The sequence below is a fragment of the Mesorhizobium sp. FG116 genome, assembly GCF_057809835.1.
Genome location: NZ_JBMDKS010000001.1, coordinates 58,037 through 79,870, shown reverse-complemented (window position 1 = coordinate 79,870; position 21,834 = coordinate 58,037). Strand labels below are relative to the sequence as shown.

At 62.5% G+C, this 21,834-nt stretch carries 15 protein-coding genes; 4 read left to right on the top strand and 11 right to left on the bottom strand.

Going from position 1 to position 21,834, the window contains the following annotated elements:
- Window positions 1-193: 193 nt before the first annotated feature.
- The gene (locus ACODTY_RS00325; RefSeq protein ID WP_488992308.1) at window positions 194-1,228 is read right to left on the bottom strand and encodes an aspartate-semialdehyde dehydrogenase; all 1,035 of its coding nucleotides are present in this window, start codon (window positions 1,226-1,228) and stop codon (window positions 194-196) included.
- Between the two features lie 423 nt (window positions 1,229-1,651).
- On the opposite strand from ACODTY_RS00325, the gene ACODTY_RS00320 reads away from it, so the two are divergent.
- Complete coding sequence (locus tag ACODTY_RS00320) at window positions 1,652-3,508, top strand: DEAD/DEAH box helicase (RefSeq protein ID WP_488992307.1); 1,857 nt, start codon at window positions 1,652-1,654, stop codon at window positions 3,506-3,508.
- Window positions 3,509-3,533: 25 nt separating this feature from the next.
- Here the strand turns inward: ACODTY_RS00320 and ACODTY_RS00315 are convergent, their stop codons facing one another.
- The 9 genes from ACODTY_RS00315 to ACODTY_RS00275 form a co-directional block, all read right to left on the bottom strand.
- Window positions 3,534-3,986 carry an urease accessory protein UreE gene (locus ACODTY_RS00315; protein ID WP_488992306.1) on the bottom strand — a complete coding sequence of 151 codons (453 nt, stop codon included), beginning with the start codon at window positions 3,984-3,986 and terminating at the stop codon, window positions 3,534-3,536.
- Between the two features lie 48 nt (window positions 3,987-4,034).
- Window positions 4,035-4,727: an ABC transporter ATP-binding protein gene (locus tag ACODTY_RS00310; RefSeq protein ID WP_488992305.1), complete on the bottom strand. Its 693-nt coding sequence runs from the start codon at window positions 4,725-4,727 to the stop codon at window positions 4,035-4,037.
- Window positions 4,720-5,433: an ATP-binding cassette domain-containing protein gene (locus ACODTY_RS00305; protein ID WP_488992304.1), complete on the bottom strand. Its 714-nt coding sequence runs from the start codon at window positions 5,431-5,433 to the stop codon at window positions 4,720-4,722. The genes ACODTY_RS00310 and ACODTY_RS00305 overlap by 8 nt, the downstream gene beginning before the upstream one ends.
- Window positions 5,430-6,464: a branched-chain amino acid ABC transporter permease gene (locus tag ACODTY_RS00300; RefSeq protein ID WP_488992303.1), complete on the bottom strand. Its 1,035-nt coding sequence runs from the start codon at window positions 6,462-6,464 to the stop codon at window positions 5,430-5,432. The genes ACODTY_RS00305 and ACODTY_RS00300 overlap by 4 nt, the downstream gene beginning before the upstream one ends.
- Window positions 6,461-7,327: a branched-chain amino acid ABC transporter permease gene (locus tag ACODTY_RS00295; protein ID WP_488992302.1), complete on the bottom strand. Its 867-nt coding sequence runs from the start codon at window positions 7,325-7,327 to the stop codon at window positions 6,461-6,463. The genes ACODTY_RS00300 and ACODTY_RS00295 overlap by 4 nt, the downstream gene beginning before the upstream one ends.
- 73 nt (window positions 7,328-7,400) lie before the next feature.
- Complete coding sequence (locus ACODTY_RS00290) at window positions 7,401-8,639, bottom strand: transporter substrate-binding protein (RefSeq protein ID WP_488992301.1); 1,239 nt, start codon at window positions 8,637-8,639, stop codon at window positions 7,401-7,403.
- 89 nt (window positions 8,640-8,728) lie between these two features.
- A complete protein-coding gene (locus ACODTY_RS00285; protein ID WP_488992300.1) occupies window positions 8,729-9,766 on the bottom strand; it encodes an alpha/beta fold hydrolase in 1,038 nt (345 codons plus the stop codon).
- 314 nt (window positions 9,767-10,080) lie between these two features.
- Window positions 10,081-10,752 carry an ANTAR domain-containing response regulator gene (locus tag ACODTY_RS00280; RefSeq protein WP_488992299.1) on the bottom strand — a complete coding sequence of 224 codons (672 nt, stop codon included), beginning with the start codon at window positions 10,750-10,752 and terminating at the stop codon, window positions 10,081-10,083.
- A 25-nt stretch (window positions 10,753-10,777) separates the two neighbouring features.
- Window positions 10,778-11,887: a transporter substrate-binding domain-containing protein gene (locus tag ACODTY_RS00275; RefSeq protein ID WP_488992298.1), complete on the bottom strand. Its 1,110-nt coding sequence runs from the start codon at window positions 11,885-11,887 to the stop codon at window positions 10,778-10,780.
- Between the two features lie 417 nt (window positions 11,888-12,304).
- Between ACODTY_RS00275 and ACODTY_RS00270 the strand changes: the two genes are divergently transcribed.
- Both ACODTY_RS00270 and ACODTY_RS00265 read left to right on the top strand, forming a co-directional pair.
- Entirely contained in the window at window positions 12,305-14,083 is a 1,779-nt protein-coding gene (locus tag ACODTY_RS00270) for an adenylate/guanylate cyclase domain-containing protein (RefSeq protein WP_488992297.1), read from the top strand.
- Window positions 14,084-14,158: 75 nt separating this feature from the next.
- Complete coding sequence (locus ACODTY_RS00265) at window positions 14,159-18,427, top strand: cytochrome P450 (protein ID WP_488992296.1); 4,269 nt, start codon at window positions 14,159-14,161, stop codon at window positions 18,425-18,427.
- Between the two features lie 11 nt (window positions 18,428-18,438).
- Here ACODTY_RS00265 and ACODTY_RS00260 read toward each other — a convergent pair whose 3' ends face one another.
- Entirely contained in the window at window positions 18,439-19,122 is a 684-nt protein-coding gene (locus ACODTY_RS00260; RefSeq protein WP_488992295.1) for a Crp/Fnr family transcriptional regulator, read from the bottom strand.
- 338 nt (window positions 19,123-19,460) lie between these two features.
- Between ACODTY_RS00260 and ACODTY_RS00255 the strand changes: the two genes are divergently transcribed.
- A complete protein-coding gene (locus ACODTY_RS00255; protein WP_488992294.1) occupies window positions 19,461-21,833 on the top strand; it encodes a hypothetical protein in 2,373 nt (790 codons plus the stop codon).
- Window position 21,834 lies beyond the last annotated feature (1 nt).

Here is a 21,834-nt window from a genome sequence, read left to right as displayed (position 1 = left end):
TTTCGGAAAACATTATGCGACAGAACAAGGAGTTAGAGCGAGATGCCCGATTCAAGGAAACGGCATTTCGCTCTGGCGGCAGTTTCCGCTAGTGCATCTTTCCCGAAAGTGGGTCCGATTTCAGTATAAAGACATCCATGAAACGCTCTGGAACGGCCCGTAGAGACGAGCCGTTCTCCGTGCTCGGGCGAGATCAGGCCGCCTTCTGCTTCGGCTTGATCAGGCCGCGCTCGATCATCAGTTCGGCGATCTGAACGGCGTTGAGCGCTGCGCCCTTGCGCAGGTTGTCCGAGACAACCCAGAGATTGAGGCCGTTGTCGATGGTCGAGTCCTCTCGGATGCGCGAGATGTAGGTGGCGTCTTCGCCCGCCGATTCGATCGGGGTGATGTAGCCGCCGTTCTCGCGCTTGTCGACGACGAGGCAGCCCGGCGCTTCGCGCAGGATCTCGCGTGCTTCGTCGGCGGTGATCGGCTTTTCGAACTCGAGGTTGATCGCTTCCGAGTGGCCGATGAACACCGGCACCCGCACGCAGGTCGCCGTCACCTTGATCTTCGGATCGAGCATCTTCTTGGTCTCGGCCACCATCTTCCATTCTTCCTTGGTGGTGCCGTCTTCCATGAACACGTCGATATGGGGGATGACGTTGAAGGCGATGCGCTTGGTGAACTTCTTGGCCTCGACCGGGTCGGCCACGAACACGGCGCGCGTCTGCGTGAACAGCTCGTCCATGCCTTCCTTGCCGGCGCCCGAAACCGACTGATAGGTCGAGACGACGATGCGCTTGATGGTGGCGGCATCATGCAGCGGCTTCAGCGCCACCAGCATCTGCGCGGTCGAGCAGTTCGGATTGGCGATGATGTTCTTCTTGGTGTAGCCGGAAATCGCATCGGGGTTCACCTCCGGCACGATCAGCGGCACGTCCTGGTCGTAGCGGAAGGCCGACGAATTATCGATGACGACGCAGCCCTGCTTGCCGATCTTCGGCGACCATTCCTTGGAAACGTTGCCGCCGGCCGACATCAGTGCGATGTCGGTATCGGAGAAGTCATAGGTGTCGAGCGCCTTGACCTTGAGCGTCTTGTCGCCGAACGAGACCTCGGTGCCCTGGCTGCGCCGCGAGGCCAAGGCCACCACTTCGCTCACCGGAAAACCGCGCTCTTCCAGAATGTTCAGCATTTCGCGGCCCACATTGCCCGTGGCGCCGACTACCGCAACCTTGAAACCCATCGAAATCATTCTCCTGTCGCTCTCCGCTTGTTTTCTGGAGAACCCGCCGGCCGGTGCGGGTCCCGCCTCCCTCGGGCCGAACCCGGGGAGAGGGCGGAGAGGCCAAGGGAGATCAGACCGTGGTAGCGGTCGTTTTTTTGGCCGTGGTTTTGGTCGAGGACAGGAGCGAGCGCCGACGCCCGCCCGGAACGTCAGTTCCATGGCCGGGGAAGTCGAATGCAAAGAGCGCCATCAAGAGGCCGCGCATCGGATACGTCCTGTTCGGTGCCGGCTTTTACGCGGTTTCGCCGAAGAGTCAATCGCGCAGGCTGTACAACAAAGGTCTGGCGAAGTAGGAACGCGCAACCAAAAGGCCGACGGCGAAATTGCAGCGGCGTGGCCGCGCACCTTGCGCGCCCGGACCCCAAACTCCGAAAGACGAAAATGACCATGTTCAAAGGTATCGTTCCCGCGCTCGCAGAAGCGCTGGAAAAGCGGGGGTATTCCGAACTGACCTCGGTGCAGAAGGCGGTACTCGGACCTGAGCTCGGAGAGGCCGACGCCCTGGTTTCGGCACAGACCGGATCGGGCAAGACAGTTGCTTTCGGCCTCGCATTGGCGCCGACGCTTTTGGGAAATTCGGAGCGCTTCGCGCAGGCTTCGGCACCACTGGCGCTGGCCGTTGCACCGACGCGGGAACTCGCGCTTCAGGTGGCGCGCGAGCTTGAATGGCTCTACGAATTCACCGGCGCAACCGTTGCAACCTGCGTCGGCGGCATGGACATGCGCAGCGAGCGGCGGGCGCTCGAACGAGGCGCCCACATCGTCGTCGGCACGCCCGGCCGCCTGCGCGACCACATCACGCGTCATGCACTCGACATGGCTGAGTTGAAGGCGGTGGTGCTGGACGAGGCCGACGAGATGCTCGATCTCGGCTTTCGCGAGGACCTGGAATTCATCCTCGACGCGGCCCCGGTCGAACGCCGCACGCTGATGTTTTCGGCAACGGTGCCGCGCGCAATCGCGACGCTCGCCAAGGGCTACCAGCGCGACGCCGTGCGCATCAGCGCGTCCGGCGAGGAAAAGCAGCACCACGACATCGAGTACCGCGCGCTTTGCGTCGCCCCTGCCGACCGGGAAAATGCCATCATCAACGTGCTGCGCTACTACGAGGCCCGCAACGCCATCGTATTCTGCAACACGCGCGCTGCCGTCAACCATCTCACAGCCCGTTTCAACAACCGTAATTTCTCTGTCGTGGCGCTGTCTGGCGAGCTCAGCCAGAACGAGCGCAGCCACGCGCTGCAGGCGATGCGCGACGGACGCGCGCGGGTGTGCATCGCGACCGACGTTGCGGCGCGCGGCATCGACTTGCCCAATCTCGAACTGGTCATCCATGCCGACCTGCCGACCAACCCGGAGACGCTTTTGCATCGCAGCGGGCGAACGGGCCGTGCCGGGCGCAAGGGCGTCAGCGCGCTAATCATTCCAAACCACGCGCGGCGGCGCACCGAACGCCTGCTGCAGAACGCCGGCATCAAGCCCGAATGGGCAAGCCCGCCTTCGGCGGACGAGGTCATCCAGCGCGACAACGAACGCATGCTGGCCGATCCCGCCTTCGCCCAGCCGATCAATGACGAAGAGCGGACCTTCGTCGCCACCCTGCTTGAAAAGCACGGCGCGGAGCAGGTGGCGGCCGCCTTCCTGCGCTTTGCCCGCGCAGGGCGCTCCGCGCCGGAATACCTGTCCGAGCCGGTGCCGTTCAAGCCTTCAACCGAAAGGGGCGAGCGCGGTCATCGAGACGAACAGCCCAGCCGACGCGACGACTTTGGCGACAGCGTCTGGTTCTCGCTTTCGGTCGGCCGTCGCCAGAACGCCGAGCCGCGCTGGCTGATCCCGATGCTGTGCCGCACCGGCAACCTCACCAAGCGCGAGATCGGCGCGATCAGGATGCAGCCGGAAGAAAGCTTCGTGCAGATCGCCGCCGACAGCGCCGATCGCTTCTTTGCGGCGATCGGACCGGATCACAAGGTACAGGGCAACATCGCGGTGAAGCGCCTTGACGGGCAGCCCGATTTGTCGCGAGCCGGCTACAATCCGCCCAAGCCGGACAAGAAGCCGCATCGTGGCAAGGGCGGGTTCGAGGCCAACGCGCCGAAGCGCAAGTTCGAAAAGCGTGACAAGCCGAAGGCGGACAGACAGTTTGCCGACCAGAAGCCGTGGGCGGCGAAGCAGGACAAGCCCAAGTCCGACAAGGCTTGGGCACCGAAGCCCAAGAAGGGTGGCAAGAAACCCGGCTGACGCCCGTGCTTCGGAAGCGAGAAGCCTATTTGCTTTCTCCGAGGAACTTGACGGTTCCACGATGCAGGATGTGCTGGAGACGATCCAGCACGTAGCCCGATCCAAGTTCGCCGATGACATAAAGCCGGTTGCCCAAAAAACGCACCGGCCAGTGCATGTTGCCGGCGCAATATCCCAGCTCAAGCCCGGCCGCGGCATCTGCCGCGTCAAACACCAGCCACCGTTCCGGCTCAGCCTTGACGACGATGGCGCGCTTGTCTTCCAGAAGAAGCACGGCCCCGTCGACCAGGCGCTGGGTGCGCGGCAGCTCGATCCGGCATTCGGTGCCGCGGTCGGTGGTTACCGAAATGCGGCGGCGGGCGATCTCGACCGTATCGAGCAGGATGAATTCGATGCGTCCTTCGTGGTCGAGCAGATGAAGCCGCGCAGCGATTTCCCTGTCGGCCGACAAGCCCACAATGGCATTCAATCTGAGCATCGAATTCCCTACCGGTTGAGAGGTTGGACAGGCTGGCGGGCTATTGCCTCAAATTCCGAGATGCGCGTCGACGGCCTCGCGGTCATAGAGCTGTTGAGGCGAAATCTCGGCGACGAACACGCCCTTCTGGATGATCAGCACCCGGTCGGCGAGTTGGCGGATGAAGCGGATGTCCTGCTCGACGAGGATGATGCCAAGGTTGAGCGCGGCCCTGAGCTCACCCAGTTTTTCGGCAATCAGGTCCACGATGGACGGCTGGATGCCTTCCGTCGGCTCGTCGAGCAGGATCAGTTTCGGCCGCCCGGCAAGGCAGCGCGCAAGCGCCAGTATCTGCTGCTGGCCGCCGGACAGGCCGCGACCCGGCCGTTCCAGCAAATCCTTCAGCACAGGAAAATGGTCGAGCATCTCCGGCACGGCGCTTTCGCCGCCACGCATGATCTCGCCCATCTTCAGGTTCTCCATGACGGAGAGCTGCGGGAAGATGTCCCGGCCCTGCGGCACATAGCCGATCCCGGTGCGGGAACGCTCGGCGGTGCTGGCGCGCGTGATGTCGTGGCCGGCGAACTCGATTCGCCCGCTGGTCGCCTTGATGTTGCCGACCAGCGTGCGCAGCAGCGTGGTCTTGCCCATGCCGTTGTGGCCGAGGATGCCGACCACTTCACCGGGTTTCATCTTGAAGTCGATGCCGTGCAGGATCGGGATGCGGCCATAGCCGGAATGAAGATTCGTGACCTCAATCATCGTCGGTCTTCCCAAGATAGATTTCGCGAACCAGTTCGTTGCCCTGGATGTTTTCCATCGTGTCCTCGACCAGCACGCGGCCCTGGTGGAAAACGGTGACGGTGTGGGCGATCTGCTTGATGAACTGCATGTCGTGCTCGACCACGACGATGGCGGCGCTCTTGTTGACCTCGCGGATCAGTTCGGCGGTGCGGTTGGTCTCGTCCGCCGTCATGCCGGCGGCCGGCTCGTCGAGCAGGATCAGCTTCGGCTCCAGCGCCACCACCATGGCGAGCTCGACCCACTGGCGCTGGCCGTGGGCAAGCTCGCCGACGAGGCCGGTCAAACCGAGACGCTCCGTCACTTCGCTGGCTATCGAGGCGGCGCGCGCCTTGCCGTGGCGCGAACGTGCCGCGACCGAGATGTTTTCGCGCACCGTCAGGTTGTTGAAGACATCCGGCACCTGGTTCTTGATGCCGATGCCCATCTGGCTGACCTGGTGCGGCTGCGCCTTGGTGATCTCAACGCCTTCGAACAGAATCTGGCCGGTCGTCGGCTTGATCTGCGCGGTCAGCATCTTGAAGAAGGTGCTCTTGCCGGCGCCGTTGGGGCCGATCAGGCAGCGCAGTTCACGTTGCTTCAGGTTGAAGTCGACGCTGGAGATCGCGACGACGCCACCGAACCGCTTTTCAAGCCCTTTGGTCTGGAGGACGCATTCGGCGTTCATGAGACGCTCCTTTTTTCGACCAGCGGTTTTGCATAGGAACGGCGCTGGCAGGTTCGCTCGATGAGATCGAGAACGGTCGGCGTAATGCCCTTGGGAACCAGCAGGACGAAGCCGATCAGGATAGTGCCGAGGACGAGATTGGCGTTGAGCACCTGCTGGGTGCCGAGTTGGGTTGCGATCCACTGCACGAGGAAGCAGCCGACGATCGGTCCGAGCAGCGTGCCGGTGCCGCCGACGATGACCCAGATGATGACCTGCGCCGACTGGGCGAGGCCGAACACATCGGGGCTGATGAACATGCCCCAGTTGGCGAACAGGCAGCCTGACAGGCCGGCAATGCCACCGCCGATGGTAAAGGCGGCCAGCTTGTAGAAGCGGGCATCGTAACCGAGCAGCTCGGCGCGGCGCTCGTTCTCGCGAATGGCGACGACGACCTGCCCGAACCGGCTTTTCAACATCAGCCGCAGGCCGACATAAACTGCCAGCAGCGTCAGCCCGGCGGCGTAGAAAAGTCCGTCGAGCGACAGGAAGGTGGTCGGCGAACCGGGCAGATTGAGCGGGGGAATGGCGGGGATGCCGTTATAGCCGCCGATGGCCGCATTGCCGATCGTGTAGGCCGACCCCGACGTCGTGCCCATCAACTTGTAGAGGATCAGCGTTACGGTCAGCGTGATGACGCCGAAATAGACGTCGGTGATGCGGGCATAGAACAGGAAGTAGCCCAGCAGCGCGGCGAACAGGGCCGGCACCACGATGGACAGTATCAGCGGGATGGTGCTGTCGCCCATGTTGATGACTGCGATGGCGTAGGCATAGGCGCCGATGCCGAAGAAGGCCGACTGGCCGAAGCAGAGGATGCCGCCATAGCCCCAGATCAGGCCGAGGCTGAGCGCCAGGATGGCCAGGATCACATAGGAGGTCAGCTCGATCAGGAAGATCGAATCGACAAGCATTGGCACGACGATCAAGAGCGCGAGGCCGATGATGATGGCGGCTATGATGCCGCCGGCTCCGTTGCAGGCCGCGGTCATGATGCTCTCCTGAAGAAACTTCCGGTGACGCCCTGCGGCATGAACCGCAACAGGATGACGGCAGCCGCGAGCAGCGCGACCTCGCCGATGACCGGGGTGGATAGGTAGGTGATGATCTGGTCGATCGCGCCGAACAGGACGGATGCCGAAACGGTGCCGGCCAGCACGGCAGGTCCGCCGCCGATGACGGTGATGAAGGCCTTGGCGACATAGGCCGCGCCAATGGTGGGCACGATGCCGGTGATCGGGGCCATCACGCCGCCGGCCAGGCCGGCAAGACCTGCGCCGATACCGAAGGTGGCGGCATAGACGGCAGGCGGATTGACGCCCAGTGCGGCGGCCATTTCGGGGTTCTGCATGGTGCTGCGCGCGATCAGGCCGTAGCGGGTGAAGCGGAACACGGCCCAGATCGCGGCGAACACCGCAATGGCGATCAAAACGATGATCAGCGAGTAGGCCGCGATGTAGTAGTTGCCGATCTGGAGCGAGCCGGCTGGCGCGGAAATGCCTTCGGTGGTGTTGCCGAAGATCGTCGTGGTGATGCCGACGAGGAACAGGCTCAGCCCCCATGTCGCGAGCATGGTGTCGCGCGGACGTCCGTAGAGGAAGCGGATCACGGTCCGCTCGATGATGATGCCGATGATTGCGACCACCAGCGGGGCGACGATCAGGGTTGCCACCCAGATGTTGATGCCGGCCTTCGTCGCGACGATTGCGGCATAACCTCCGAGCATGAGGAATTCGCCATGCGCAAGGTTGATGACCCGCATCATGCCGAAAATGATCGCCAGGCCGACGCTTATCAGCGCCAGGCTGGCAACGGCCCGAAGGGCCTCAATGGAAAGTACAACGAGCAGGTCCATGGTCTAGCCTCGAGATGGTTGCGGGGCGTCCGGTACCGTTTGTGGCCGAACGCCCTCGCCGTTTTCCGGATCGTCAAACCTTGATGACGTACATGGTGTTGTCGTCAGGGTTCTTCTTGAGATCGCATACCGCCGAAGTGTCGAGGGAATGCTGCTGCGGGTAGCTCTCGAGGATGTTGATCTTGCGATCCTGGATCTGGCCGATGTTGATATCCATGATCACGTGATGGGTCTGCGGATCGATCGAGAACTTGCCGCTCGGCAGGTCGAGGCTGATGCCGGATTCCAACGCCTCGATGACGGGCATCCGTTCGGCCGTGCCGGCCTTCTTGACGCCTTCGGCCCACAGATAGACCGACTGGTAGGTCGCCATCGCCAGCTCGGTCACATAGGGGTAGTCCGCGCCGAAGCGCTTGTGGAACCGCTCAAGGAAGGCTTTGTTGGCGGGCGTGTCCAGCTCTTCGAAATAGTTGAAGCAGAGCAGGATGCCGTTGGTTTCCTCCGGCGCCAGGAACTTCTGCTCGCCGCCGATGGTCATCGTGGTCGAGGCCAGAGGAATGCGCGTGTTCATGCCGGCCGCAGCCCATTGGCGATAGAAGGATTGATGCGCGCCGCCGACCAGAACGGTGTAGATGAAGTCGGGCTTTGCTTCCTGGATTTTCTGGATGGTCGAGCCGAAATTGGTGACGTCGAGCGGGAAGAAGTCCTGGCCGACGATCTGGCCGCCATTGTCCATGCAGTATTTGCGGGTCCAGTCGGCGGTGATCTGGCCGTAATTGTAGTCGGCGGCCAGCGTGTAGATCTTCTTGCCCCATTTGTTCATGGCGTAGGGCACATGCTTGGACTGCTTTTGCGCGGGCGTGATGCCGGTGCAGAAGATGTTGCGGTCGCAGACGCCGCCTTCGTACTGGGTGTTGTAGAAATAGAGCGTGTTCAGGCGCCGGAAGACCGGGCGCATCACCTCGCGCGATGCCGAGGTGATGCCGCCGAAGGCAGCGGCGACCTTGTCCTTCATTACGGCCTGCTGCGCATATTGCGGGTAAAGCCGCATGTCGGATTGCGTGTCGTAGGTGACCAGTTCGATCTGCTTGCCGAGCAGGCCGCCGGCAGCGTTTATCTCCTCGACGGCAAAGGTCATGGTGTCCTGCATCGGCTTGCCGAGGGCGTCGAGCCCGCCGGACAGGTCGAGCAGGCTGGCGATGCGGATCGTCTCGTCAGACGCGAATGCTTTTCCTCCCGCGCCGATAAGGCCGAGGCTGGTGGCCGCGCCGGCGCTTGTTTTCAGAAATGACCTGCGATTCATGTTCGTCATTATTGTCATTTTCAGATCCCCTTTTTGTTTGGCCGACCGGGATCGATCGGCCGTTGCTTCATGCGAGAAAGTTGTCCTGTGTCGGTGTTTCAGTCGCCCAGCAGTTCGCGCCAGGCCTTGTCGAGGAAATCGACGTCGGCTTTCCGTAGGCCCGAACCGCCGGCGAAGTGGCCGTGGCTGGAGATGAAGGGGCGAAGCTCGGCGTTGGGCATGTTCGCAACCTCGAACTCGCTGTCTTCCGGCGGGAAGTAGAGGTCGCAATTGCCCGGCATGACGATGGCTTTCGCCTTGATTGCGTTCAGCGCCTTGACGAAATCGCCCTTGTAGAGCTCGTTGTCGCTGATATCGCCGGCCTGCCATGTCGCGATCATCGCCACCATGTTGTTGGCGTCGCGCATGTTGAACCAGTCTTCCCAGTAGCCGACGATGAAGTCCTCGACCGACTGGTAGCCGATCTCAAGATACTCCTGCTTGCGGAAGAATTCCTGCGAAAAACCCCAGCCCGCATAAACGCGGCCCATGGCGCGCAGGCCCTTGTAGGGTTGGTCGTCGTACCAGCCTTCCTTGAAGGCGTCGTCGGCGGTAAGGGCGGCCTTGACGCCTTCGAGCATGACGTGGTTGTGCCGCGCCGTCTTGGCCGATCCCGCCGTCGGGCAGATGTTTTCGACCATGTCGGGGAAGGTTGCCGCCCACTGGAACGTCTGCGCCGCGGCCATCGACCAGCCGGTGACCAGCTTGATCTTCTTGATGCCGAACTTCTCGGTGAGGAGGCGGTGCTGGGCCTTGATGTTGTCGTAGTAGGTGACGAGCGGGAACCGCGCCTTGTTGTAGGGCGGGGGCTGGTTGCTCGGCGACGACGAAAGGCCGTTACCGAAGATGTTCGGGATGACGATGAAATACTTGCTCGGGTCGAGCGCGCCGCCCTCGCGGATGACCCACTGGTTGTCGTAGTGGGTGGAGGCCATGTAGGTCAGAAGGACGATGACATTGCTCTTATCGGCATTCAGCTTGCCGAAAGTCTTGTAGGCCAGCTTTGCGTTAGGAAGCGTCATTCCCTTCTGCAGCTTGAGATCGCCAAGCTCGAAGATTTCGTAATCGACTTCCTTGTTGATTTTCCACGGTGCCACAGCTTATATCCTCCGTTAGACATGGGTCTGGCGTTCGGCGAATCCATTTGGACTTGCCGTTGTGTCGTTTTGTACTTTGGGCAAAGACTACCCGTCCGCTCCCAAAGGGGTCGGTTGGATGTCAGTTACTTCCGAGCCTGTATTTCCTCCCAGAATTGTTGCAGGCAGCAGAAAAGCAAAAGCCCCGCGCACTCAGGAAACCTGAGTTTGCGCGAGGCTCAATTTCGATCCTCTATGGAGCGCAGCAATTTTGCCGCGAATTCCGGTTCCCTAGGAACCAACGTGACCATTAACTGTCACGGATATTGCAAAGGTTACTCTATCAAGCCGTAGGCGTCAACCAGGGCTGCCGATATTGCCGCGACGGACTTCTGCTTGCTCATCGCCTGCTGGCGCAGATAGTCGTAGGCCTCGTTGGCACGCAGCTTCTTTTGCTGCATCAAGATGAGCTTGGCCTGTTCGATCTGCCGCGTGGCGTGCAGCGTTTCTTCGAGCTTGGCGACCTTGTTCAGGAGCCGTCGCTCATAGTTGAAGATCTGCTTCGCCAGGGCAAGGTTGGTGAGGATCGCCGCAGGCTGGCAGGGCTTGACCAGCACGGCCTGCGCATTGGAAAGCCTCAGCACGTCGTCCGGCAGGCCCCTTTCGCCATCGACCACGGCAACGACCGGGACGGGAGGGGCACCCGACAGCCAGGGGGCTGCCAAAAGCGCATCGGTATCGATGGCAACGATGGCGAAATCGAAGCCGAGCGGCGGCAGCACCGGCGGCGGCCATGCCGTCTCGACGCGGCAGCCGGTGCGGCGGACCTCGCGCAACAGCGCCTCGCCCTGGCTGTCATTGGGATGAGCGAGCAGGACGGTCGACTGGCGTAGCTCGGTCATCGCCTTGGCGCGGGCGCGCGCCGAACGCGGCGGCGCGCTGCTCGCCCGGTTCAGGCTGTCGGCGTTGTTGCCGCTCAAGCCGCGAGGTGGATCCGAGCTGTTCATGCATGCTCCTGGATATCAGACGGCATCAGGTGACCAGAAACGGATCGGGCCGCAAGGCGACCATCGATTCACGCACGATGTCGAAGTTGCCGGCATCCGTGGCCTTGCCGATGCGGGTCCACAATTCGGCATGGCTGTTCTTGTAGTCGATGCCGATCCTGCCCTGCGGAGCCGCGATCTCGCGGCCGAGCACTGCCGGACGCAGGATGTCGGTCTCCATCGTATTGGTTTCGGCGACCGCCTGCGCGAACAGGTGGACCTGGAAATAGGCGGCCTCGGCGCACATGTTGGTGGTCTCGTTTTCGCCGAAGCGCTGCTTGAACAGACGCACGAAGCGCGTGTTCTCCTCGTTGGCGACGCTGTCGAAATAGGCTGCGGCGGTGATGTGTCCGGCGCCGACGTCGCGGCCCATCAGGCTCAATTCGGCTTCGGAGGTGTTCAGGCTGCCGATCGGCATGTTGTCCGGGGTGAAGCCGGCATCGGCATAGGCCTGGTAGAAATGCGAGATGGCCTGGCCGACGACGGTCGAGAAGATGACGTCGGGCTTGCGGTCGCGAAGGGCGTTGATGATCGGCCGGATTTCGTTGGGGCCAGCATCGAAATCCAGGTATTCCTCGGCCACGATCGAACCGCCCTGGCCGCAGACAAGGTCGCGCACGATGCGGTTGGTGCGGCGCGGGTAGCAGTAGTCGGTGCCGATGAGGTAGAAGCGGTTGCCGTGCGTCGCCACCTGATAGTTGATCAGCTCGACCGTGTTCTGGTTCGGCGAAGAGCCGGTATATATGATGTTGGGCGAGAACTCGAAGCCTTCGTAGCGGGTGGGGTACCACAACAGCGCGTTCACGCGCTCCACCAGCGGCAGCACCGCCTTGCGGCTGGTGGAGGTATAGCAGCCGAAGATGGTGGTGACGCGATCCTCGATCAAAAGCTTCCGGGCATAGTGGGAATAAAGCTCGGTGCTCGATGTCGGGTCATAGATGATCGGGATGATCTCGCGCCCGTTGATGCCGCCGGCCGCATTGATCTCGGCAATGCCAAGCATCGTGCCCTTGAGCTGGGTTTCCTCGATAGCGCCGGTCACGCCCGATTGCGAAAAGAGGACGCCGACGCGCCAGGGTTCGCAGGTCGATCCCATCTCACCTACAGCCCAAGCCAGCATTGAATGCGAACATGCGATTCTCCACGGTCTGGTTCGGTTGCCGACACCTTATGGCCGTTATCGATGCTGCGGCCTATCCTGCTGCTGCCAGAAATCACCCTTCAGGTAAAATGCGAACTGCTAATGTAACATGGAACCTTTGCCGCACAACATTAAAACCGGCTAACCGGGGCTAGACAATTGCGGTAGCGACGTCACCATCGCAAACTCTACCCATATCCGCGCGCTGGTAAACGCCATACATAACAATACGGGAAAAATTAACGATCAAAGCATTTTGCCTGCAATCCATAGTGCTTCACCAGCATCAACGCAAAAGGTCGATCTGTATACTGCGGCCGGAAACATTTTTCGCTACATTCGATTTTGGGGCACGGGCATGAGCTTGTTCTAATGCTTGAACAACACCATCCACGGCAGATCGCGACGGTCGTTTCCGCCGATGCCGTCGGCTTTTCCAAGCTGATGCATGCGGATGACCGGGCGGCGCTGCGCCTGTTCGACGAGCGCCGCGCCCTGATCGTGGAGGCGGTGGACCGGGCGGGCGGCAACATTTTCGGCGCAGCCGGCGACAGCATCATGGCGGTGTTCGGCAATCCGATCATTGCGCTGCGCACGGTGCTGCAGTTCCAGGAGGCCATTGCCGAGGTCAACGCAGCGGTCGAGCCGCATCAGGTCATGCCGTTTCGAACCGGCATCAATTCCGGCCCGGTGGTGATCCGCAGCGACGGCGTGTTCGGCGATGCGGTCAATATCGCCGCGCGGGTGCAGGAATTTTCGCCTTATGGCGGCGTGGCGCTTGCCGAGACCGCCTATTCCCAGCTCGAGGAACAGTTCGAGCTTCACTTCACCGACCTTGGGCCTTTCCAGCTCAAGAACATTTCGGTGCCGGTGCGCGTGTTCGTGTCGGACCGGCTTGGGCGCAGCCTTGCGCCTACCGCGCTGATGGACATGCGGGCGAGCCATGCCGGCCCGTCAGTCTTGGCCGCCGAGGGCGATCTTCCAGCCCTTGCCGTGCTGCCGTTCCAGAACCTGACCGGCGACCCTGCGCTTGCCTACCTATGCGACGGCATTGCCGACGACGTGTTGTTGGGGCTTGCCAATACGCGCTCGGTCCCGGTCATTGCGCGCGATTCCAGTTTTCAGTTCCGCGAACCCTCCTTCACCACCGCCACCGTCGGCCATCTTCTCGGCGCGCGCTACATCGTCTCCGGCTCGGTATCGGGCGATCCGAGGCGGATCATCCTCAACGCCTCTCTTGCCGACAGCTCCAATTCGCGCGTCATCTGGGCGGGGCGATTCGAGCGCGACCTCGAAGAGGTGCAGCGCCTGCAACGGGAGCTTGGCGGCGAGATCGTAACGCGTCTCGAGCGCGAGGTTGACCGCGTCGAGCAGATCAGGACATTCCAGGTGCCGCCGGAAGCGCTCTCGACATGGCAGCTTTTGCGGCGCGGGCGCTGGCACATGCAGCGGCGCTCGTCCGAAGACACCGCCAAGGCCTTCGCCTATTTCAAGCAGGCCTATGACGAGGACCCCAATTCGAGCGCGGTGCTGAACGAACTGGCCTGGTGGCATCTGTGGAAGGCGTGGCTGAACTTCGCCGACCGCGACGAACTCAAGATCGTGGCCAACTACGCCAGGCGGTCCTCGCTCATGGATAGCCTCGATGCGCGCAGCTATTGTTACCTCGGCTTTGTCGAGATCCTCGAGGCGCGGCCGCAATCGGCCATCGACCTGTTTCGCCAGGCAATCGACATCAATCCGTCTTTCTCGCTCGCCCGCACCGGACTGGGCAGCGCCAACGGATTGTTGCTGGAAACGCGCGAGGCCATCCTGCAGCTGAAGGAAGGCATGCGGCTCAGCCCGTTCGAGGCCTATCTGTTCCACAATCTGGGTGAGGTTGCCGCCGCTTACACCGTTGACGGAAACTGGCCGGCAGCCATCGAAGCGGCGGATCGCTCGCTGTCGCTGGCGCCCAACTATTTCTACGCCAGCTACCTCAAGGCAGGAGCGCTGGCACGCAGCGGGCGCAGCAATGAAGCCCGGCAGGAGGTCGAACTTTTCCGCGCCCGCCATCCGGAATTCGAGAGCAAGTGGATCGAGTGGATTCCCTTCCGCGACAAGTCGGTCAACGAAGGAATGATCGAGAATTTCAGCTTGGCCGCGAGGTGAATGGATCGATTGTGAAGCATTTCACAGAGGCGGGACGACGGAAAGCTGATTGCTAGGCCAGTCAGGATCCATGGGGTGTCGAAAGTGTTCAAGTGCAGCCCGAAATACTTTCAGCGTATCAAGCAGGTTCAGGCCTCGCTTCCCGTCGATGGCGAGGTTCCGGCCTTCGATCTCGAGCGAATACGCTCGAAAGGATTTGCCGCGCGCGCGGTTGGGTTTCTATTCGAACATCCGGACTGGTGGCTTTCGCTGTTCAGGACATTTCTGCCGCGAGCACATTGCGGGCGGTTCGTGCTTTTGACACGCGACAGCGACGTGCGCGAAGTGCTCGAGCGACAGGCAGATTTCGAAACTCCTTACGGACCCGAAATGATCGAGTTTGCCGGCGGCGCCAACTTCATTCTCGGAATGACGGATGGCGAAGACTACAGGCGGCTGAAGTCGGTCGTCCTCGGTGCTTTTCCGCCGCTGGAGGTCGAGGCGCGCGTGCGCTCGATTGCAGAGCGGCGCGCCAAGGAAATCGTCGATGCGGCGGATACGCAGCTCAACGCAGCGCATGATCTTTTCCGCATCGTGTCGTCGACCATCTGCCGTGAATATTACGGCGTAAAGGTCTATGACGAAGGCGCCTTCGCAGACTGGGGGCTTGCGCTCAGCACGCTTTTCTTCGGCGATCCGACCGCCAATGAAACGGTTCGCCAACTGGCGATTTCCGCATCGCGGAACATGCGCGCGGCAATCGATCAGTCGATCGATGCCGTGCTTGCCGACGGCGCGCTTCAGGACAGGCCGCTCGACCGTTTGGTCGGGGCGATGCAGCAGGGGCGCATCGGCAAAGGCGACATCCACGCCATCATGCTCGGCATGATTACTGGCTTTGGGCCGACGACGCTGCTTGGCGGCGGCAATTGTCTCGACGTCGTGCTTTCCCGCCCGGAGATCTTCGACGAAGTAGCGGCAGCGATTGCCGATAATGACGGCAACAGGCTGGACAGGGCCATCGTCGAGGCGATGCGGTTCAAGCCGATCTGGATCAGTCCCTGGCGCTATGCACGCAACGAGCAGAAGATCGGCGCCGGCTCAGGCAAGCCCTACACGATCAAAGCTGACACGGTTATCTGGCCGGCAACGCGCTCGGCAATGTTCGACAATCGCGCGGTGAAAGACCCGTGGGATTTCCGCCCGGATCGCCCGGACCAGCAATCGCTGATTTTCGGCCACGGCATTCATAAATGCATCGGCGCGATGCTGGCGCGCGTGCAAACGGCCGAATGCTTTCGAGCGCTGTTTTCGCGGCCCGGTTTCCGCCGTGCGGCGGGCAAGAAGGGCAAGCTCGAAAGGCTTGGCCCTTATCCAGATAAACTCATGGTCGAATTCGATCCGGCCGGCCAGCAGTCGATGGTCACCGTCATCGTGCCGGTCAAGCCGGGGGTGCAGAAGGATGCCGTGCGCGAGCAGATCGAAGCGCTCGGCAATCCGTCCCGCGCCGAGATCAGGCAGAAATTCGATGCGGTGCGCACCATCCATTTCGCGACCCTGTCGATCCTCGCAACCGGCGTCGGCGCGGATGGAAATGCGAGCCATCATCTCGTCATCGAGATGAGCGGCGACGGTAACCGGCAAAGCGTTCTCGCCGCATTCGACCGGGCGCTCGGCGTCGAGGCACGGCAAATCCTCGAGGAGGCTTCCGCCGATCCGCTCGGGATCGATCTCGTCAAATTTATGGACAGGCATACGCAGGACGTTTCGCCCTATTTCGGAAGCCTCAACGGGCTGGTGTTCAGCGGCACGCCCGGCCACACCGTCGATCGCATCCTGCGCGAGGATCGGCTGGCCAAGACCGCGATGCGCGTTGTCGAGGAGCATTCGGCCAAACCCGGCAGCGATGCCGCCGCCGTGTTGCAGGAAGTGCGCGACAGGCTGAGACTCGACAGGTCGTTCGACTGGGCGTTCATCCCTGCCGCCAACTCACTGGACGATCCGCCCAAGGGCGGCTGGAGCGCGCTGAAGCGGACGCTTCTGGCCAAGCCCGTCTATCTCACCGCCGGCATTATCTACGCGCTTTGCTGGGCGCTGACATACTACCTGCTGTTTTATCCAACCGAAACATGGCCGCAGTTCCTGCTGCGCCTCGGCACCGCCTTCGTGCTTTCCGGTCTCGGCATCCTGACCTTGCTGTCGTTCGCGGTCGGGCTGGCGCTGGTCTGGCTGCGCAAGATCGAGACGGCATCGCTGCCATCGCCCGACTCCATCTCGCTCGATCGTCTGGCGGCGTTGCAGAAATGCGAGGATCGCGGGCTGCAAAACCATATGACTGCCGTGTCCACACTGAAGGAGGGGCGCTTTCGGCGCGGGTTGCTGCGCTTCACCTTCTACGTCATCTCGATTGCCGCCACGCACATCTTCAGGCCGGGGTTCCTGTCCAGCATCGGCACCATTCATTTCGCGCGCTGGGTCTGTATTCCCGGCACCAGCAAGGTCGTGTTCTTCAGCAACTACGGCGGCAGCTGGGAAAGCTATCTGGAGGATTTCATCACCAAGGCCTCGAAGGGCCTGACCGGTGTGTGGAGCAACACCGAAGGCTTTCCATCGACCAAGTTCCTGTTCTTCCACGGGGCCCGTGACGGCGACCGTTTCAAGCGCTGGGCACGGACGCAGCAGGTGCCGACCGACTTCTGGTACAGCGCCTATCCGCACCTCTCCACCGCGCATATCCGCACCAACGCGCTGATCCGGCAGGGCATCTGCTCGGCAAGGTTGAGCGAGGCGCGCGATTGGGTCAGCCTATTCTCCTCCACCGAGCGCCAGCCATGGACCAAGCTCAACGCCGTGCAGCGGCTGCTTTTGCCTGACGAGGCTCCATCCGAAATGCTGGAGCAAGGCGAAATCCAGTCGATCGTGTTCGGCCCGATGGGGCGGCTGTCGAAAGCCCGGATGCTGGCTTTCCACATACCGGACGGTCTCGACGCGGCCCGCCGCAAGCAATGGCTGAGCTATGTCGCGGGAAACCTTTCCTTCGGCGACAGCCCGCCAGCCCGCAGCGCCATGATCGCGCTGTTCGGTCCTGACGGGTTGCATCGCCTTGGGCTGGACGAAGCCGGTGGTGGCGATCCGCTCGCCAGCTTTCCGCTGGCGTTCAGGCAAGGCATGTCGAACCCCTATCGCAGCCGCATCCTCGACGATTCCGGTTCGAACGATCCCGAGGCGTGGCTCTGGGGCTCGGGTCAAAACCCGGTCGATGTGATCGTCAATTGCTATGCCGATACGCCCGAGCTTCTGGCGGGAATGGTGGGAGCGCTGGAGCAGGCATCGCAGGATGCCGGCGTCGCCATCATCCACAAACTCGACCTTTCGATCCTTCCCGCATCTTCAGCCAATCCGGATGGTCGCCGCGCCAAGGCGCAGGACCAGTTCGGTTTCGCCGACGGTATTTCGCAGCCAATCATCCGCGGCAGCGGACGGGAATCAAGCGGCGCGGCCAATTCGATGCACCTGCTCAATCCGGGCGAATTCCTGTTCGGCTACCGCGACGAGCATGGCTTTTATCCGCCGACGCCGACCGTGCCGGGAAAGGCCGATCCGCTCGGCATACTGCGCGCCATCGGACCTGACGGCAGCATAACCGTCGGGGATTCGCCGGAGCACGATTTCGGCCGCAACGGCACCTTCGTCGTGGTTCGGCAGCTGCAGCAGCATATCGAGCGTTTCAACGACTATTGCCGCAGCGCCGCGAACGATGTTTCAAAGCTGACGCGCGATGCGGTGACGCCCGACTGGGTGGCCGCGCGCATCGTCGGGCGCTGGAAGGATGGCTCGTCCCTGATCCGCAATCCGCATCGGCCGGATGGCGGCATTCCCGACAACCAGTTCACCTTTGGCGCGGAAGACCCGCAGGGCCTTCGCTGCCCGCTCGGCGCGCATGTGCGCCGCTCCAATCCGCGCGCGTCGCTCAGCCCCGATCTCGACACGCAGATCCGTATCACCAAGCGCCACCGCATCTTGCGGGTGGGGCGGACCTATTCGGCACCTAGCGAAGACGGGCAGGCCGAGAAGGGGCTGCTCTTCATGTGCGTCAACGCCAGCATCGAGCGCCAGTATGAATTCATCCAGCAGACCTGGATGGCATCGGGGAGTTTCCACGGATTGCGCGGTGAGAAGGACCCGTTGATCGGCAGCCAGACGGTGGATGAGGCCGGCGATCCAGTTGGGCGTTACGCGATCCCCAGATGGGAAGGCTCGCTTGCGCTGCAGGGCATGCCGTCGTTCATCACCACGCGCGGCGGCGGCTATTTCTTTTTGCCGAGCAAATCGGCCCTGCGCTACATGCTGTCCCGAATGGGATGACGATTGCTACCTCAGCTTTCGTCGGTCGCCATCTGGCGCAGGCTGCGCGCATTGGCGACCTTGATGCGGCCGCGTTTGATGTCGATCAGCGACCGGCTTCGCCAGGCGTTGATGAGCTTGTTGACCGACTCACGCGTCGCGCCGAGGAATTCGGCGATCTCGCTTTGTGAAATGGCGATCCAGCCCGCGTCGTCGGCGAGAAGCCTGTCGAGCAGCAGCAGGCGCTTGGCAAGCCGCGCCTCGACGTTGAGGAACGCCTGGTCGCCCAGCGATTCGCTCACCCAGCGCACCCGCCGGCAGATAAGGCGCAGCATCGAGCGGGCCAGAAGCGGACTTTCCTCGATGCGCCGCATCAACTGCGTGCGGTCGAGCGAGACGATCATGCAGTCGGTGCGGCAGATCGCGGTGGCGGTGCGCAGGCCGCCGTCGAGCGCGCCGATCTCGCCGATGATGTTAGGCGACGTCTGCATGTTGGCGACGAGTTTCTGGCCGTCGATCGAGTAGATCGAAATCTCGACCGAGCCATCGACGAGGCCGAAGATGCGGTCTGAGCGGTCTTCCTGCAGGAACAGATGGCGACCCGCCGGCACACGGTCGGCAACGCAATTGTCGAACAGAAGCTCGAACAGGTCGCGGTCGGAAAAACTCTGGTCGAACGCGGCGGCTGCCTCGACCGGACGGTTCTGTTTCGTCATGCTTGCACGCCTCGATGCCGGCCGGTGGGAATCCAGCCAGACAATCTTGTCGGCAGTGAAATTCTTCTTGCCCATAAAAGGCGCGGTCCTTCCTGACGATTGAGCCGCAGCCCGACGAAGCAGGAGCTGACCCAAGGTAACATTGCCAGACGATGACCCTGCCAGACAAGCCGTCATTGCCCGGTATGGACCCCTGTCTTTGAAGATGATGAACGCCGAGCATAACCCGTCCGGCGTAAATCGTTGCCCGTTAACCTTGATACTGTGAGCTAGATCACGGTGGGTGCGCCCGATAGCAACCATGGTCGGTCATTCGACGGCGATGGAGACGCTGATCAATGCCCCGGGCGGACGAACTATACGTCATCAGCAAGGATATGTCGGTCAGGACATTGAAGGACGCGGTGCGCCCGTTCAAGGTGCTGCCGTTCCCGCTTCCTCATGTCGAAGAGACGCAGGACGATGCGCTTGCGCTAAGCCCCTCAGGCACGCTCGAGGCAGGCGTCGCCTATTCGGCGTCGGATGGGTCCGCGCGCAGCTTCGCGCTTCCAACCTACACTTTGCAGGAAACCGCCGGCCGCTACGCGACCAGCCTCAAATGGCTGGAAACCACCCAGCCCGGCGGCGCGATCGCACGGCTCACCATCGGCCTTTCGCGGACCCTGCCGGTGGCCCCGACAGGGGGGTCGATCGAAGAAATCGCGCATGAGATTTCAGCCCGGCTGGTCTATGCCGTTCCGGTCGAGAGTACCGCCGGCGATGCCAGCGAGAGCTGGCTGTCGATCCCGCTTGGCGCGGTCAACCGTCTCGACGAACAGGCGTCGCAGCTTGCGCTCGACGTCAACACCAAGGCGGAGTTCGACCGGCTCTGGTCGGCCATGACCAACCCCGCGGCAAAGGGCAGGCTGGAGCTGCGGTGCTTTGCAACCATCGGCCGGCGGACGTGGCGGCAGGTCATTCCAGACCGCGTCGGGCTGCTCGACCAGATGAGCCTGCTGAACGAGCGCGGCGTGTTGCTGACCCATATCGTGAAGCCGCCGCCGCTGATCCAGGTCGAGCCGCAAAGGCCACCTTGGCGCAGGCCGCCGGTGCGCGAGTTGAGGCCGGATTTTCGTCGCGGCGTGCTGACGGAGCCGGCGTCGCCGCTGGTCATCAATGCAGGGCCGATGCGCATGAGGGCGGTCCGTACGCTCGATACCGCGATGATGCTGCGCGATGTCGCCACGCCGCTGTCGGTGCTTGCGGATAGCCCGGCGGTCGAATTGACGCCCGTTGCGTCCCGCCGCGCCCTGCACGACGTGTTTCGCCCGGAGATGGCGGAAGCGGTTCAGGTCAGCGACCTTTTGGTTGACCGCAAGCGCGTGCTGCCAATCCGCGCCATCATCGACAAGAAGGGCAGGCCAGCGCTGATACGGATCAACGCCGAGGCCGTCCAGTCGGTCCCGTTCGGCTTCGATGTCGGGCTCAACGCCTATATGTTCGATGTCCCGGGAGACCTGCGTCACGTCATGACGCATGTGCTCTTGCGGGCGGAGTTCGATGCCGGCGAGGGACGCCCGCCGGTGGTCTACTACCAGGACTCGGCCTTCCCCAATCACTACTACTACGAGCCGCAGGAATTCCGCATCCCGCGCCGCGACGAGGCACCCTATCTGCCGGCGCTCAACATCGCCTTCTTCGACGTGGTGCAGGCTCCAGATGCCGGCGACGGCGCGATCCTCTACCGGGCGCATCTGGCCTACCGCGCCGTGCCCTATCTCGACCGCGTCGTGCTGGCTAGGCTAAGGCAATCGCTGGAAGCTGGCGGCGGCAATGCGGTGCTTTCGGCACTGGTTCCAGAACAGGCCACACTTCGGCTGCGGCTGCCCGACGAGGCCGGATCGGCTCTTGTCGATGTCGAGCGGCCCGAGGCGACCATCAACCTCGACGACGGCATCGTCGATGAAGTGCAGCTGACGCCGGAAGCGCTGGCGGCGGTCATCACCGCGCTCCAGACCGGCGGCCTGACCGGACAGGTCAAGGCGTCGCTGCCGGGGCAGGCCGACACGTCGATCCCGATCCGCCTGTCGCTGCACGATGCCAACGGCACCATTCTCGACCGCAGCTATCGCGGCTCGATCAGTGACGGACGCGTGCGCATCACCTTGCGCAACCGGATCGAAAGCCCGCTCAGGATCGGCGAGTTGCTGGCGACGCCGGCGGGGACGGGCTTCGCCTTTCCCGAAACTGCGCCCGGCCTGCAGATCGCATCGGGTGCGCTGGCCGACATCGACTATCGGCTCGATCCGCCGAGCCTCGTCGTCACCGACATCGACCCCGTCCTGCGCATGACGATCGATCCCGACCTGCCGGCGCTGCTGCCGAAGATCATGGTCAACAAGGGCTATGCCAGCAAGACCTTCCGGATCTCGCTATCGGTCGATCCGATCTATTTCGGGCAGACCATGCCGGGGGATGCGCAGGCGTTGACCGCCGTGCTGGTGGAGTTTGCCGACGACGCCACCGTCGTCCTCGACGCTGCTGGTCCGACCGACGAGATCGATCTCAGGCTGCCGATCCTCGGCTGGCTTTTGAAGCAGCCCGAATCCGAGCGTTATTCCTACCGCGTCACCAATCTTCTCGGTGCCGGCGCAGACGTCACCGGCAGCGTCGGTGCGTGGATCGAAGGGTCCGGCGCGGGCGCGCTCGCAATCGTTCCGGCGGGGGCGTGAC